The organism is Gemmatimonadaceae bacterium (genome assembly GCA_036504815.1).
Taxonomy (GTDB): Bacteria; Gemmatimonadota; Gemmatimonadetes; order Gemmatimonadales; family Gemmatimonadaceae; genus PNKL01.
Window position 1 is genome coordinate 684,910 of the sequence record DASXUN010000021.1, and the last position, 14,814, is coordinate 699,723.

Below are 14,814 nucleotides of genomic sequence, written 5' to 3' on the forward strand. Positions count from 1 at the left end.
TCCGCCATCCGCCTTCCGCCATCTGCCATCTCAATCGTACCACCCCTGCAACTTCCACCCCTGCGGATCACGGTAGAGCAGGAACTCCTGCTCCAGGTCGTCACTCTCGCAGCGCCAGTAGTCGCGCGCAAATGGCGCGGCGGTCCACCACGCGCCGGACAGCCGCTCCGGGCCGTGCGAGCGCGCAATCGGGATGCGCCGGCCGTGCCAGTGGAGGGCGCGAGGGTCGCCTTGTGGTGAGGCGATGACGCTGACCGGCTCTGGGAATTCGAGCAAACGGAGAGTGATGGCAGATGGCGGAGGGCAGATGGCGGATGAGGCACGGTTTGCGCGGTCATGCGCTGTGTCTGCCATCCGCCCTCCGCCATCTGCCATCACCGTCCAAGCGCCCTCCCGTTCGGGACAGTACGCATCCACCGCGACCGGCCTCACCACACCCTGCGCCCCCAGCGTGCTGCGCAGCCGCTCGAACGCGGCCTCGGCGGCGGCGGGATCGCGCCAGGCGGGGGCGAGCAGGTCGCCCTGCTCGGCGCCGAGCGGGGCGACGGCGGTGATGGCGACGGTCACCGCGCTCACTGGGGCGGTGAGCGTCCACGTGTCGAGCAGGGCACGGCATCGCTCGAACCAGGGCGCCACGCGCGCCAGTGCGCGTGGCGCGCGCACTTCGCGCGTGATGGTGTGCGGGGCGCCGCCCGACGGGAGCGCGCCGCGTCCGTCGTCGAGCGTCAGCGTGAGCGACACGGCGGCGGCCGCGCGACCGTCGCGCACCAGGTCGGCCATCAATCGCTCGAGCGCGCCGCGCACGAGAAAGAGCACGGGCTCGGCGCTGGTGGTGCTCATCGCAAGCTCGGCGTGCGCCTGACGCGGCGCCGCGATGGGCGCGAGCACCGGCCGCCGCGGATCGATGCCCTGCGCGAGCCGCCACGCCGACAGTCCGGCCGCTCCCCAGCGCCGCTCGCCATCGCCGCTCGACAGCGCGGCCAGCGCGCCGCACGTCCCCAGCCCCAGCGCCACCAGCGCCTCACGCACCTCGGCGTCCATAGGAATGAGCGCGAGCGGAAGCGGCGCGAGAAATGCCGCGTCGCCCCCCGGCGGCACGCTGTATCCACCATCGGCCATCGGCCATCTGCCATCACTATCGTCCACCCACGTCCCCGCTCGCGCTGCAACGCAAGAATCTGCAATGCAAACTCGGGCACCGGGATTCCACACCCTCGCCATCTTCTGCAGCGTCTCCGCCAGCGTGCGCTCCCCACCGAGCGCATCGAATCCCGCGGCCCCCACCCACCACGTGCCGGGGAGGCCAACGGCTGGCGCGACCTGCGGACTTGCCGAGAGAAAGGCCGCGCTCGTGCGCGCGATCTCGCGGGTTACGCAGACGTCGTCCCAGTCGCGCACCTCGAGTGCCGCGCACCGTCCGCGCGCGGCGGCCACCGTCATCCCCGCACGCACGTGCAGGCGCGCCGCCGCGGCCGTGACGGCGCGCAGCCGCTGCCCATCACGCAGGGCGAGCAGTTGCTCGTCCCAATGCGGCGGCACCGCCGCCGGCGCGTGCGCTGCGCCGGTGCGCATCGCGTCGAGCCACACCGCGCCGATCGGGAACCTGGGAATCCTCACGCACGCGATGCGCGGCCGTTCGCGTGACGTACTGCGACTCGTCGCCGGCACACTCCACCTCCACCCGCTCTGGGGGGCCACCTTTTTCAATCGAGATCAGCAAGCGGCGCGGCTCAGGCCGCGCCGGGGCACGGGCACTGGCACGGGATTGCCCGTCCAGCCGCGCGGTCAAATCGAGCGGTTCAGCTTTTCGTTTGGCGCGCACGCGTTGCACGCGCAGTTGCAGCGCGCCGGCCACTCCCGCGTGCTGGCCGTCGGGAGTGAGCAGCACGAACGCCGCGTCGCTCGCGCGCGCGAGGCGCCCCAGCCGCACCGCCACCGGGCGTGACAGGGCAGGGGCGCCGTCGAGAATGACGAGGCCAAAGGCGCCGCTGCGCAGCAGCACGTCGGCGCACCAGGCGCCGCGGTTGGGATCCTCGGGGCGCACCACCCACAGGCTGTCGTCGGGCGCGCCGAGCGCGGCCCAGTCGCGCGCGGCGAGGGTGCGCGCCGCGTCCACGTACGCCACCCACCATCCCGCCTGCAGGGTGGCGGCAACGAGCTGGCGGGCAAAGGTGGTGCGTCCGCTCCCCGGGGTGCCGGTGATTTCGGTCAGCCGACCGCGCGGCAGACCGTGTCCCGGGAGCGCCGCGTCGAGGGCGGCCAGCCCGGTGGGCAACCCCGGCATGGCCGGGCGCGCGCCTTCAACGATTTCGGCGAGTTGCTGGCGCAGGACGGCAATGGACACAGGCACACCAACGGGAGACGGGCTTTACAATTACCGAATAAAACCCGAAAGTGCAAGGGTGTGGCGATTATGCCTAATTTGACAGAGAAATGATCTTTCTTCTGTTGGCCTCATTGCACCTCACCTCTCTCGATCATAGCATTTCGGGAAAGGTGGAACGGTTCGGGGAACCGGCCGTTGCTTGCAACACTCTGGAAGGCAAGACAGGCTGTTGCAGGGGCTTAGGTGTTGACGGTTGGCACGTCGGACTGTCACTCCGAAGGAATCGGTTCGACTCCGATAAGCTCCACCGTTCGTTGGCCAGTTGCGAAGTGGGGCCTATGTTCGTAGTGTTCGATGGTTACCAGCGGCTGGGGCTGACACCCCCGCAGGATAGGCCGAGGGTGATTGTAGGCGGTGGAGCTTATCAAGCCCAGAAGGGGACGAGAGATGATCTCTCGTCCCCTTCTCTTTTGTGGGCCTCGCCTAATTGTATTTTAGGCGGGACTGCTTTCAAATACGCGAGACGGAGGCTTGCAGATTGCTTCGAGGCTCACCGAGTTGACCGCGCCGACCTCATCTTCATAGGTGATTGCCACCCAGAGATTGAACCGGACAGAGGGCTTTTCTGGGAACGCGGGTGGTACTACCGGGATCGGGACCATAAGCTCGCGCAAGGTTCGGGCCGGGGGAACGTCGGCGTTCTCAATGTCTCCGCACGGGTGGGCAGCTTCGGCGTATTCCAGCTTTTTGATGCAGATATTGGTCAGGTCGGGCTGATCATCTCTCGGTCCCACATAGTTCAGAAGGCCGCGCCTCCGGGGTTTGTCGGGGTCAAAAACCCAATCGCTAACCCGGCTATGCAGTATCGTCGCATCGGAGCCGCCCTCGTTGTAGATGCGAAAGGTAATGATCGGGGCCTCTCCCTTCTCGCCGGAAGAAATGGAAGCCTGCCTGAGAACAAGCTTCGGCGGATAGGCCTCGACGTGTCCGCGCCGCGCAATTTCGGCGCTCGCGGACAAGGCCGACGCCATCTGCCCCATTGCTTCCGCCTGGACTTCCATTGCGATTTGCTGAGAGTCCATCACGTCCCGCTGTTCCTTGGCGGTTCGTTCAGACCGAACCAAGAGAATGATCTGGAGGGCTCCAGTCAGAGACAAAAACCCCGTGAATACCGTCAACCAGAGGGTATACCGAGCGAGCGCGATCTCTGGGGATTCTTGCTCGGCGTTCTTGGGGGTGGATTTCTGTATTCCGTGATGTGGGCTGTATGGAGTAAGAGCGAAGGCGGTCAGCGATACGGCGGCGAGTGAGGCGACAACAACGGAACGGCGAGTGAAGTACCACATTACACAGTCCCCACAGCCGCGCCGAAGATGTCCGCGTTTAGGCGATTGTTGTACCGGAACTCGAACTCGGCCACATAGAGCGGGAGATATTTCGGCGTGACCTTGTGGAAGGTGCCGACAATCCCGCGTTTGAACTGTGACCAGAAGCCTTCAATCGTGTTCGTGTGGACCGCGCCGACCACGTATTGACCCTTTGAGTGATTGACCTTGCCATAGGGGAATGGCCAGCGTTTCGGATACCCGCGCCCATCATCCGTTGACAAGAGTGACACTCTGTCGGAGATCACTTCGCGGATGAACGAGCCAAGCACGTTGCCGTCTATGCTGTCCACCACGCGCGCCACGACATTCCCGCCGCGCTGAACCGCACCAACGACAATTGCCTTGCCGCCTGACATTGGGCCACCGCCACCGTCGCGCTTGTTGCGGTGCTTGTTGCGCTCCTTACCGCCAACGAATGTCTCGTCCACTTCGACGAAGCCGACGAGTTGCCGGAATCCCTCGTCCGCCATCCCTGCCCTAATGCGATGGCACATTGACCACGCGGTGCGATAGGAACCCATTCCGAGCATCCGCTGGATTTGCAGTGCTGATATCCCCTTCTTGCTGGTCATCATCAGGTAAATGACCTTGAACCAGACGGTCAGGGGATAGTTGGTGTTCTCGAAGATCGTCCCGACCAGCACCGAGAAGCGGTAGCCCTTGGGCGCGCACTTGTGGCATTGCCAATGGTGCGCCCTCGACGGCAATGCATAGACGGACGCATTTCCGCAGCGCGGACACTTCGGGCCATCCGGCCAGCGTCGGGCAATCAGGTAATCCCGACAGGCAATCTCATCGGGAAACGCCGCCTCAAACTGCGGGAGCGTCATCTGCTTCACGCGCGCTCGCGCCATCTCTCACCCCTCCGGCTCTGAGATGCCACACGGTACAAAACTCGCCGCTATCTGTCAAGATGTGCATAATCGCCAAGGGTGTGTATGCGTCGGTTGCGAACTGGGGGCTGGCTCTACCTCCGCTCCCCCAGCCACGCCGCCAGCTCCTTCTTGATGGCAGCCCCCATCGCCTGCTGCTTGGCGGGGTCCTGCAGCAAGGCGCGGCTCACGCCGTTGTCGCCGATCTCGAGCAGCACGCGGTACGGCGCCTTGTTCACGTTCTCATCCAGGCTGTAGAACCCCAGCCGTCCCGTGACCGCGCAGCGGTAGTTGTTTCGCCCCGTCGAACTGTCCAGCAGCACCCCGCGATTCTCGAGGTCGGTCACCGACGCGACCGCCGCCACCAGGCGCGCCGCCAGCGCGCGGTTCTCCACCTCCAGTGAATCGCCATCGTGCACGTAGCCCCAGATGGCATGGCGATTGGTGCCGCCATTGTTGTGGAGCGCGATGAACACGGTGGGCGAGAGCTTGTTGGCCTGCTGCAGCTCGTACGCGTAGCCCGAGAGCTGGCCGTCCACCACGGCCGACGTGTGCTCGATCATCGTGTTGCTGCCGACGTTCGCGTGGTGCAGCCCCGCCATGCCGTAGCTCCACACCTTGTGTTCATTCAGCGCCGGCGGCGTCTTCATCGCCGCCTCTGCGATGCCGTTGCTCACCTCGGCCTCGTTGAAGTCCTTCCCGGTATCCGTCTGGTGCGACGGCTGCCAGACGATGACGGGCGTACCCTTGGAGGGCGCCGTCGTCGTCCGCGGGCGACCGGTCAAGTGACACGCGGAGCCGAACAGGACGAGAACGCCGAGAGCCGGCAGCAATGCGATACGCATGAGATGGCCGATGAGGTAAGTGAGGGACTGAGGAAGACGGTCAGCGCGTCAAACGAATCACGAGGAAAATCACCACCGCTGCCAATCCGCTTAAATAGATCGCCCGAATATGCCCGCGCGGATTCGCGAGGCGCGCATCGAGCAGCCGGATGGCCGCATACAGTGTGACCACGTCCATGATCGCGATGGGGGCCAGGTAGACGGGTTCCGCCAAACGCAGCAGGAACGGTACCACACTGACCAGCACCAGCGCGCCGAAGATGCCGGTGCTCACCCGCAGCGCAACGGCGCGGCCGTACAGAATCGCGAGCGACGAGGAGCCAATCAGCGTGTCGCCCTCGGCGTCCATTGCGTCGGCCGCGATTTCCTCGCCGAGGTCCATCAGGAAGGCGATCGCGCCGAACCACCAGGCGTGCACGCTCAACGGCCGCCCGACGGTGATGCCGCCGAAGATGAACGTCATCCCCACGGAGACGGCGACCATCAGGTTGCCCAGCACCCCCGCGCGCTTGAACCGCCAGTTGTACAGCACGCCAATCATCCAGATGACGACCGCGGTGACAAATGCCACTGCACCAAGCGCGGCGCTCGCCGCCAATCCGGCGAGCGCCACAGCCACCGAGAGCATCAGTGCATCGCGTGGCGGCACGTCGCCCGACGGCAGCGGTCGGTGCGGCGCGTTGACGCGATCGGTCTCGACGTCGAAATAATCGTTGAGGATGAGCGCCGTGGCCGACACGCAGAAGATGGCAGCGAAGCCAAGCGCCATCGTCGCCACGGCGGGGCGCGCACCGAGCGCGAGCACCTGGCCGAGGAGCACGCACGAGCCGGCGGCGAACGGCAGTTCGAACCGAAAGAGCCGCAGAAGGCCGCGTAGCCGTCGTCCCGCGGCGGGAGCATTGGCCGCCATCAGTAAACCATTGGGATCAACCGCTTCGTCTGTCCCGCATACGCCCTGAATTCCTCCCCATAGCGCTCGGCGAGGTACGCATCGTGCGCGGGAATGATGACGAAGATGAAGTTGCACGCCATCCCCAGCGGAACGAACAGCGTCCACCAGTGCGTGGTGAGCAGCCCGAGGCCGGTGAAGAGCAGCAGGTCGCCGAAATAATTGATGTGACGGCTCCAGCCGAACAGTCCGCCGGTGTAGATGTGGCCGCGATGCGTGGGTTCGGCTTTCCAGACGTGCCGCAGGTACTCGGACGCCGTGCCGAAATACGAACCCGCGAGGTACAGGAGCACCGCGAGGGCGTCGGTCGCGCCCAGCGGCTGTGGCGCGCGCAATCCGTCGCGCAGGAACAGGAAAAGGACGACGCCGATGATGCTTCCACCCCACATCGCTTCCCACCACGGCACCGTGCGCTTGACGAAGACAAACAGCGTGTGCGCAGCCCGCCCTATGTAGAGTGCGGCGCAGCACAGGAGGAGCAATTGACGGCCCGCCACCGCAGGCGGTGCCGCGCCTTCCGGCGCTCCGAACCACATCCACGCCGCGGCGGTGGCACACACCACGTACCAGGCAATGATCGCCGCCTTTGGGCCGATCGAAGGCGACTTGCCCGGCTGGAACTGCATCTGCTGTTTCATGACACACCTGGGCGCACTGCCCCGAATGACTGAACGGGGGGCCACGAGCCACCGTCCAACGTGCGCACGCCGGACCGTTTGCGCCACGTGGCGGCATGGGCGGCGAACCAGGCGTCGGCCGGCTCCAGTTGCCCCCCCGCCTCGCGCGTGTTACATCATCGAGTGGTGCGGCCGCCCGACGACGGGCAGCGCCCGCCATGCACGGTTAGGGGAGAAAATAGTGTCAGCAGGCGATCTAGGACCAACTTCGGAATCGGCCAAGCGCCCGGGCGTTCCTGCCCCGCGCCCTGCCGTGGTGCTGGTGGTGGACGACGACGCCTCGGTGCTCTTCGCGTCGCGCCGCATTCTCGCCAAGCACGGCTACACCGTGCTCGAGGCGCCGAGCGGCGAGGAAGCGCTGCAGATCGCGCGCGAGAGCGCGCAGAAGATCGACGTGGTGCTCACCGACGTGCGGATGCCGGGCATGGATGGACCCACGCTCGTGCAGAAGCTGAACGAACTGAATCCCGCCGTGCGCATCGTGTACATGTCGGGGTACAGCGACGGACGTCTTGATCAGGAACTGCCGGCGCCGCGCCGCGCCTTCCTGAACAAGCCGTTCACGATTGAGCAGCTGACCCGCACGGTCGCCGAAATCCTCGGCTGAGCCCGATGGTGCGCCGTGCGGTCCTGACCGTTGCCTGTGCGCTCGCGACGATGGCGGGCGCCTTTCGTTTTACGGCAGCGCCAGGACCCGGGCTCGACCCGGACGCGATGTCCTACCTGGGCGCGGCGCAAAGTCTGGTGACCAACGGCACCCTGCGCGTACCGCTGGCGCCGTGGACGGACGATCGACCGTCTCTGCCACTGGCGCACTTTCCTCCCGGATACTCCGCCGCCATCGCGGTGCCGATCCTGTTCGGTGCGGACGCCACGAACGCCGCACGCATCGTGCAGGCCACGGCGGCCGCCGCAACGGTGGCGTTGCTCATATTCACGCTCTGGCCGCTCGCCGGCGGCGGTGGCGCAGTACTCGGCGCGGTGGTGCTCGTGCTTACGCCGGCATTTGTGTTCGTGCAGCTGCAGGTGCTGAGCGAGCCGCTTTTCCTGGCGATCATCACCCTGATGCTGTGGAGCCTGGTGCGCCGGCCGCGCGCCGCGCTGACGCACGGACTCATTGCGGCGGCGGCGACGATGGTGCGCTATGCCGGCCCGTCGATGGCCGGGGCGGCGGCGCTGTGGGCGTTGCGCGACCGGCGCGCGCCATGGCGCGACCGCCTGTGGCGCGCCGCACTGGCGCTGGCGCCGTCGTTGCTGGCGATGGCGGTCTGGTCGCTTACCCGCGAGCGAGCGCCCGGCGGGACGGGGCAGATTCGCACCGTCGCGATGTACGGGCACTGGGCGCCGACGCTGCAGCAAGGTGCCGAGACGGCGGCGCGCCTCCTCGCGCCGACCCTTGAATGGGAACCGGCGCCGTGGCTGGCAGCGGCCGGCGTGCTTGCCGCGTTCGTTGCGCTGACGTGGAGCACGGTGCGGCTGGAGGGCGAGGTGCGCCCGGAGCCGGCACACGACGATCCCCGTTGGGCCGACCAGCGCGTCCTGCTGCAGGCCGCGGGGTGCGTGATCGCCGGTTACGTCGCGCTTCTCGTGGCATCGCGCGCCTTCGCCGATCCCAACATCCCGTTCGACTTCCGCCTGCTGCTGCCGCTGCTTCCGCCCCTGATCGCGGCCATCACGGTCGTCGCGGCGCGGGCGTGGCGCGTCATCTCGACGCCGGCGCGGATCCTTGGCGTGCTCGCGTGCGCCGGATGGATGGTGCTCGCGGTGCGCGCCGACCAGGTCCTGCTGTCCGACGCGCTCGAGGACGGTGGCGACTTCGCGAGCCGAACCTGGCGCGAGTCCCCCACGCTCGGCTGGGTGCGCGCGCAAGATCCGGCTCGCGCCATCTACACCAACTGGCCGTGCGCGGTCTGGTTTCATCTCGGACGCACTGTGCACGACCTTCCCGCAGCCACCGATTCGACCACTGTGCGGCGTTTCCTGGCGCGACTCGACGCGACGGGTGGAACCGTGGTGGCCTGGAAAGCGCAAAGCGCCGACACGGCACCGACCGACGCGCTCGTGGCGGCCGCTGGTCTCGTGCGCATCAAGGAGTTCAGTGACGGCGCCGTGTATGCGAAGGCGCCGCCCGACGTAGCGCCGCCTACGGTGGCGCCGCCCGCGGTGCGGCGATAACGTGCGGGGATGAGCCTCGCGGCCATTCTCAACGAGTGTTCGCGCCTTGCCGCCGGCGCAGGAGTGGGCGCGCTGGCGAGCGTCGTGCGCCGGCGCGGGTCGCTGCCCATGAGCGCCACGGCCAAGCTGCTCGTCACGGCCGAGGGCGCGCGCTTCGGCACGGTGGGCGGCGGCTGCCTCGAGGCCGACATAATGGAGCAGGCGCTCGGCGTCTGCGAACGCCGCGTCCCGCTCTGCACCTCGCACACCCTGAACGCCGAACTGGCCGGCGATTACGGGCTCACCTGCGGCGGCACGGCCGATGTTTTCATCGAGCCGATAGTCCCGAATCCTGCGCTCGCCGCATTGTACGCGCAGGCGGCCAATGTCGTGGCGCGCGGCGACCGCGCGGTGCTGGTGACGGCGCGCACCTGGCCCGACGGGGCGGCGCGCAAGCTGCTGGTCACGGCGCAGGGCGAATACGACGCCGGCGCCGATGCGGCGATGCACGCGGCCGCGCGCGCCGTTGACCCGTCACGCGACGAGCCCGCGCTCGGCGACGACTTCGTGGTCGAAGCGCTCGTCGGCGCGCCCCGGCTGGTGGTCTTCGGCGCGGGGCACGTGGGTGCGCGCATCTGCGAAGCCGCCGCCTTCGCCGGGTGGCGCGTGACCGTGATCGATGATCGCGGCGAGTTTGCCGACGCCACCCGGCATCCGCGCGCCGAGCAGGTGCTCGTCTGCGACTTCAGCGACGTGAGCGCGGCGGCCGTGGCGCCCACGGATTGCGTGGTCATCTGCACGCGCGGCCACCAGCACGACGCGCTGATCGCCGAACAGGTGGCGCCACTGCGACCGCGCTTTCTGGGCATGCTCGGGTCGCGTCGCAAGGCGGCGCTCACCCGCGACGCCCTGCGCGGCTGGGGCGTCGATGAGGAGGCGATCGCGCGCATCGTCTGTCCCGTCGGTCTCGATGTCGGGGCGGACACGCCGGAAGAGATTGCGATCAGTGTGGTGGGACAGTTGGTAGCCGTGCGTCGGCAGACCGTTGAGGGCCGACGGTGGACGGTGGAGGGGACGCCGATCCACGCCGCTGGCGAATCGGCGCCGCCACGGTAGCATCAGTCAGCAGACGTCCACCGTCTATTGTCCACCGTCCACCGTCTATCGTCCGCCCCCATGCCCCCAGTGACGCTCAGCGACATCGAGATCCAGCGCGAACTCAACGCGATGGACGGATGGACGCGTCGTGGCGACGCGATCATCAAGACGTACGAGTTCCACACCTTTGCCGAGGCGATCGCGTGGGTGAACCGCGTGGCCGCGGCGGCCGAGGCAGCCGAGCACCATCCAGATCTCGACATTCGATTCCGCATGGTCGCGGCGTCACTCTCCACCCACGACAGCGGCGGCATCACCGCACTCGACTTTGCCGTGGCACACGTCATGGACCAGCTGGTCGGGCCGCAGGATCCGGAGGGACCCGGACTCGGAGCATAGTCCGCGACGGGGCAAGTGATGGCGGAAGGCAGATGGCGGATGGCGGATAAGAACAGGCGCCCGATGAGTCCCTCTCATCGGGCGCCTCTGCCATCTGCCATCCGCCACCTGTCATCACTCAGCTCCTGTTCCGCCCCCCGCCGAGCAACTGCAGTATCGCCAGGAACATATTGAGCAGGTCCAGGTAGATCTGCACCGCAGCCGGCACATAGTCATCGGGGCCGTACACGTTCTTCAGGCGCCAGGTGTCGAAGACGAGCAGGCCGGCGAAGATGAAGACGGTCATCCCCGCGATCCACAGCCCCGCCGTCTGGTTCTGGAAGAACATGTTGAGCAGCGACGTGCCGATCAGCACCCAGAGGCCGACCACGAGGAACGACCCCCACGCGCTGAAGTCGCGGCGGCTCACCCACGTGTAGATGGTGAGCACGGCGAACGTGCTGAGCGTCAGGATGCCGGCCTGGCCGACGACACCGGGTTCGTTGCGGCTGTACACGTAGATGATCGGCGCGATCGCGACGCCCATCACCAGGTTGAACAGGAAGACAAAGCCCAGCGCGCGCGGCGCGCTGTCGCGCGTCTTCATCGCCATCCACAGCGGCACGAAGGCCAGGATCATCGTGATGAACGGATGACGCGCGGCGCTCAGCATCAGCGCCTCCTGCGTCATCGTCACCGCCGTGCCGAGCATCGTCACGATGATCGACGCGAAAACGAGCAGGTAGGTGCGGCGCACAAGAGTGGCCCGCTGTTCGCCGGTGAGGACCAGCGCAGGCATCTCCGCAAACCGTGAATAACCCATCGAGTTCGACTCCCGTGAAATCAGGGTGGAATACTCGAATTATAACGCCCGAGAAGGCCGAAAGTTCGCGTTGTGCAAGTCATGGATTGGTAAGCAGTTTCTGCTGCCAGCGGGCGCGCGGGATACGACGGCGTGGAGCGCGCAACGGTGGGAACCAAACAAAGGGCGCGGAGATCGCTCTCTCCGCGCCCTCGTTCCGGCCTCGCCGGCGTGGCCAGCCGTTAGTTCTTCCGCAGCCGAATCGACCCGTTCACCGTCGAGACGCTGAGCTCCGGCCCACCCTTGCCGATCTTCCCTTCGATCCGGCGGCGATCGATGCGCCCCTGCACCAGGATCGGAAAATCTTCGGACGTGATGCTGCCATTCACCGTGTGCATCTCGATGTCGGCATTGAGCGACTCGGGGAGTTCGAGCGTGACACTCCCGTTCACCGTCTCATACTCCACCGGCCCGGTGCCGATGCTCCCGGCGCGCACGCGAATGCCGCCGTTCACCGTCTTGGCGCTGACGGGTCCGCCCGTCGTCGACGCATCGATGCCGCCATTCACGGTGCGCGCCTTCACGGCGGCGGTGGCCCCCGCGATGCCGAGCCCGCCGTTCACCGTCGAGGCGTCGAGCTTCACGCCCTTCGGCAGCAGGATGGTGAACTTGACCGACACATCGTTGCGGTCGTTCCACGACCGGCCGCCCCCGCGCGAGCTGTAGCCGTCTTCGTCGCAGCGCGTCTCGCGCCCTTCCCAGATGGCGCAGACCAGGATGTCGCCGTTCGCCGTCTTGGCGGCCGTGATCTTCACGTCCTTGGGATCGCCGCGGCGCCATTCCTTCTCCGCCCGCACCTCGGCTGTCGCGCCGGCCGCGCTTTCCACGTTGATCGAGCCGTTCAGGTTGCGCACGTAGACGGTGCGTCCGGCCTCGATGCCGCCCGACCACTTGAAGGAATCGTCGCGCTCCTGTGCGCTGGCGTTGGGTGCGAACATCGCGAACACCGCGCCGGCGGCCAGCAGGGAGAGGGTCTTTCGCATGGTCAGTCCTCCTTGGTCGGGCGCGACGCGCCCTTCTGGATCGTGATGTCGCCGCTGAAGGTGCCGAGGCTGATGCGCGCCCCGCCGCCATTGATGGTCGTCCGCATTTCCCGGCCGCGGCGGCCGGCCGTCTGGCCCGGCTGCAGCGTGAGCGGGAACTCGGTGCGCAAGTCGCCGCTGAACGTCTGCAGGTCGAGATCCGCGGCCAGGTTCTCGGGCAGGGTGACGCGGATGTCGCCCGAGTGCGTGTTCGCGGCAAAGGAGCCGGTGCCGCGGAAATCGCCGCGGAACTCGAAGTCGCCGCTCACGCTCTCGAAGTCGAGACCGTCGAGCGCGCCGCGCACCACCAGCGTGCCACTGACCGTCTTGCCCCGCACGGCGCCCGCCGCGTCATCCAGCCGGATATCGCCGCTCACCGTGTTGACCTGGATGCGTCCGCGGAGGTTCTCGGCGCGCACGTCGCCGCTCACGGCGTGCATTTCCACCACGTCGCTGGCGTCGCGCACCTCGATGTCGCCGCTCACCGAATTCACCAGCGTCTCGCCGGAAGTGCCGCGTACCCGTACGTTGCCCGACACCGACGAGGCCCTCACCTGCGTGCCGACCGGCACGGAGATCTCGATGCGCGACTCGCCCATACGGTTGCGCCGCGACTTGGCGTTGATGCTGACGCGCGACGGCGAGAACGACGTCTCGAAGTAGCCGATCTCGATGCTCGCGAGGATCTTCACCTCGTTCCGCGCCCATCCCGTGACGATGATGTCGCCCGAGACGAGCGCAAGGTCCACGCCGCCGCCCTTGGCGAAGGCGAACGTCGTGTCGATGCGCTGCCGCTCCTGACCCTGGCAACGCGCGGCGTCGGGAAAGATCAACAGGGCAGCGGCGGTGGCGAACAGCAGAGTGCGCATGGTCAGGTCCTGGTTAGGTGCGCGAGGGCAGCAGCGCCGCCGCTCGGAGGAGTTCCAGCTTGGTGTCGTAGGCACGGCTTACCCGATCGGCGAGGAAGGCGCTGGCCGGGTCGGCCGCCAGCGCGGCCTTGCTCTCGGCGATCGCCTGGTCGATGAGCTTCAGGTTCTTCTCGAGCACGGTCACCGTGGCGGAGTCGAGTTCGCCGCGGCGCGTCTCGATGATGTTGTGCAGGGCCGAAATCTCGCTCTCGTACGTGGCCATCCCCTTTTGGGCGGCCACCGAGACGAGTTCGGCGCGCGGGGTGGAAGTGATTGCCACGCGCTCGGTGGGTGAATCCGCCGAGCGGACGGCCACGAACCAGGTGCCGCCGGCCGACACCGCCATCAGCACCGCGGCGGCGGCGGCCACCTGCCGCGAGCTCCAGCGGGCCAGCGGACGGCGCCGTTCGTTCAATGACATCACCGGCGCCTCGATGCGCGCCTCGATGCCGGCCCACAGGTCGTGCGACGGCGTCATCGTGGGGAGCGACGCGGCCTCGGCGTGGATCGTCTCCAGGTCGCGCACCACCTCGCGGCACGCGGCGCACGCGGCCAGGTGCGCCTCGAGCTGCGCGCGCTGGGTGTCGCTGAGCGCGCCGTCGAGCCGGTCGCTGACCAGCACCAGGGCGTCGTCGCAGGGGATCATCGGTTGGGTCATCGGTTCAGGGCCTCCCTCAGCAGCAGCCGGGCGCGGTGCAACTGCGCCTTGCATCCCCCCGCGGTGATGCCCAGCATCGCGGCAATCTCCTCGTGGGTGTATCCCTCCACGTCGTGCAGCACGAAGACCTTCTTGGCGCCGGGCGGCAGGGCGGCGATGGCGGCCTCGAGATCGAGGCTGAGCCCCGGAACCGGGAGCGGGCGCGCGTCGGCGTACGACATCGTGTCCATGTCCTCGATTCCGTCGTCGTGCCGCTCGCGCCGGCGCTTCTCCGCCTGCCGTTCGTTGAGCACGACGTTCACTGCCATGCGGTGCAGCCAGGTGCCGAACGCCGAGTCCCCGCGGAACTGCGCGAGCTTCTCCCACGCCCTGACGAAGACATCCTGCGTCAGCTCCTCGGCCCGCATCCGGTCGCCCACCATCCGGGCGCACAGGGTGAAGACCTTGTCCACGTGGACCCGGTACAGGCGCTCGTATGCGCGCCGGTCGCCGCGGGCGGCGAGGGCGACGTCGTCGGGGAGCGACGGCGAGAGGGTCACGGGGAGTGGGGAAGCCTGCATCCGGATCGCTGGTCCTCGGTGGTTCGCAGGATCAGACAGGGGGATGCCGTAAAGGGTTTGAACGGCCGGAACGGGGAGGGGGTAGAGGCCGGGGGGGGGGGGGGCGGGGGGGGGGAC

16 protein-coding genes and 1 tRNA gene are annotated in these 14,814 nt (G+C 67.5%); 5 read left to right on the forward strand and 12 right to left on the reverse strand.

The window, feature by feature from the left end; all coding sequences use genetic code 11:
• Positions 1-30 precede the first annotated feature (30 nt).
• Complete coding sequence (locus tag VGJ96_12635; protein ID HEY3287957.1) at positions 31-1,572, reverse strand: hypothetical protein; 1,542 nt, start codon at positions 1,570-1,572, stop codon at positions 31-33.
• A complete protein-coding gene (locus tag VGJ96_12640; protein ID HEY3287958.1) occupies positions 1,499-2,344 on the reverse strand; it encodes an ATPase domain-containing protein in 846 nt (281 codons plus the stop codon). The genes VGJ96_12635 and VGJ96_12640 overlap by 74 nt, the downstream gene beginning before the upstream one ends.
• A gap of 216 nt (positions 2,345-2,560) precedes the next feature.
• Here VGJ96_12640 and VGJ96_12645 point away from each other — a divergent pair.
• A tRNA-Asp gene (locus VGJ96_12645) sits at positions 2,561-2,633 on the forward strand.
• Between the two features lie 187 nt (positions 2,634-2,820).
• Here the strand turns inward: VGJ96_12645 and VGJ96_12650 are convergent.
• From VGJ96_12650 to VGJ96_12670, 5 genes are all read right to left on the reverse strand, one after another.
• The gene (locus VGJ96_12650; protein ID HEY3287959.1) at positions 2,821-3,672 is read right to left on the reverse strand and encodes a hypothetical protein; all 852 of its coding nucleotides are present in this window, start codon (positions 3,670-3,672) and stop codon (positions 2,821-2,823) included.
• Positions 3,672-4,544 (reverse strand): IS1595 family transposase, encoded by an 873-nt coding sequence (locus VGJ96_12655; protein ID HEY3287960.1) that lies wholly within the window; start codon positions 4,542-4,544, stop codon positions 3,672-3,674. The genes VGJ96_12650 and VGJ96_12655 overlap by 1 nt, the downstream gene beginning before the upstream one ends.
• A 137-nt stretch (positions 4,545-4,681) precedes the next feature.
• A complete protein-coding gene (locus VGJ96_12660) occupies positions 4,682-5,431 on the reverse strand; it encodes a hypothetical protein (protein HEY3287961.1) in 750 nt (249 codons plus the stop codon).
• Between the two features lie 40 nt (positions 5,432-5,471).
• Positions 5,472-6,341 (reverse strand): UbiA family prenyltransferase, encoded by an 870-nt coding sequence (locus VGJ96_12665; protein HEY3287962.1) that lies wholly within the window; start codon positions 6,339-6,341, stop codon positions 5,472-5,474.
• Entirely contained in the window at positions 6,341-7,018 is a 678-nt protein-coding gene (locus VGJ96_12670; GenBank protein ID HEY3287963.1) for a DUF1295 domain-containing protein, read from the reverse strand. The genes VGJ96_12665 and VGJ96_12670 overlap by 1 nt, the downstream gene beginning before the upstream one ends.
• Positions 7,019-7,310: 292 nt before the next feature.
• Between VGJ96_12670 and VGJ96_12675 the strand changes: the two genes are divergently transcribed.
• From VGJ96_12675 to VGJ96_12690, 4 genes are read left to right on the forward strand one after another with little or no spacing between them, the layout of a single operon-like run.
• Positions 7,311-7,664 carry a response regulator gene (locus tag VGJ96_12675; GenBank protein HEY3287964.1) on the forward strand — a complete coding sequence of 118 codons (354 nt, stop codon included), beginning with the start codon at positions 7,311-7,313 and terminating at the stop codon, positions 7,662-7,664.
• A gap of 8 nt (positions 7,665-7,672) precedes the next feature.
• Positions 7,673-9,232 carry a hypothetical protein gene (locus tag VGJ96_12680; protein ID HEY3287965.1) on the forward strand — a complete coding sequence of 520 codons (1,560 nt, stop codon included), beginning with the start codon at positions 7,673-7,675 and terminating at the stop codon, positions 9,230-9,232.
• A gap of 9 nt (positions 9,233-9,241) precedes the next feature.
• Positions 9,242-10,327, forward strand: a complete 1,086-nt coding sequence (locus VGJ96_12685; protein ID HEY3287966.1) for an XdhC family protein — start codon at positions 9,242-9,244, stop codon at positions 10,325-10,327.
• A 60-nt stretch (positions 10,328-10,387) separates the two neighbouring features.
• The gene (locus VGJ96_12690) at positions 10,388-10,708 is read left to right on the forward strand and encodes a 4a-hydroxytetrahydrobiopterin dehydratase (GenBank protein ID HEY3287967.1); all 321 of its coding nucleotides are present in this window, start codon (positions 10,388-10,390) and stop codon (positions 10,706-10,708) included.
• Between the two features lie 118 nt (positions 10,709-10,826).
• On the opposite strand, the gene VGJ96_12695 is transcribed toward VGJ96_12690, so the two are convergent.
• The 5 genes from VGJ96_12695 to VGJ96_12715 all read right to left on the reverse strand — a co-directional run bounded on the left by VGJ96_12695 (position 10,827) and on the right by VGJ96_12715 (position 14,697).
• On the reverse strand, positions 10,827-11,486 hold the full coding sequence (locus VGJ96_12695; GenBank protein ID HEY3287968.1) for a Bax inhibitor-1/YccA family protein: 660 nt from the start codon (positions 11,484-11,486) through the stop codon (positions 10,827-10,829).
• 245 nt (positions 11,487-11,731) lie between these two features.
• Positions 11,732-12,532: a DUF4097 family beta strand repeat-containing protein gene (locus VGJ96_12700; protein ID HEY3287969.1), complete on the reverse strand. Its 801-nt coding sequence runs from the start codon at positions 12,530-12,532 to the stop codon at positions 11,732-11,734.
• Positions 12,533-12,534: 2 nt separating this feature from the next.
• Positions 12,535-13,440 (reverse strand): DUF4097 family beta strand repeat-containing protein, encoded by a 906-nt coding sequence (locus tag VGJ96_12705; GenBank protein HEY3287970.1) that lies wholly within the window; start codon positions 13,438-13,440, stop codon positions 12,535-12,537.
• 13 nt (positions 13,441-13,453) lie between these two features.
• Complete coding sequence (locus VGJ96_12710; GenBank protein HEY3287971.1) at positions 13,454-14,137, reverse strand: zf-HC2 domain-containing protein; 684 nt, start codon at positions 14,135-14,137, stop codon at positions 13,454-13,456.
• Entirely contained in the window at positions 14,134-14,697 is a 564-nt protein-coding gene (locus VGJ96_12715) for an RNA polymerase sigma factor (protein HEY3287972.1), read from the reverse strand. The genes VGJ96_12710 and VGJ96_12715 overlap by 4 nt, the downstream gene beginning before the upstream one ends.
• Between the last annotated feature and the right edge of the window lie 117 nt (positions 14,698-14,814).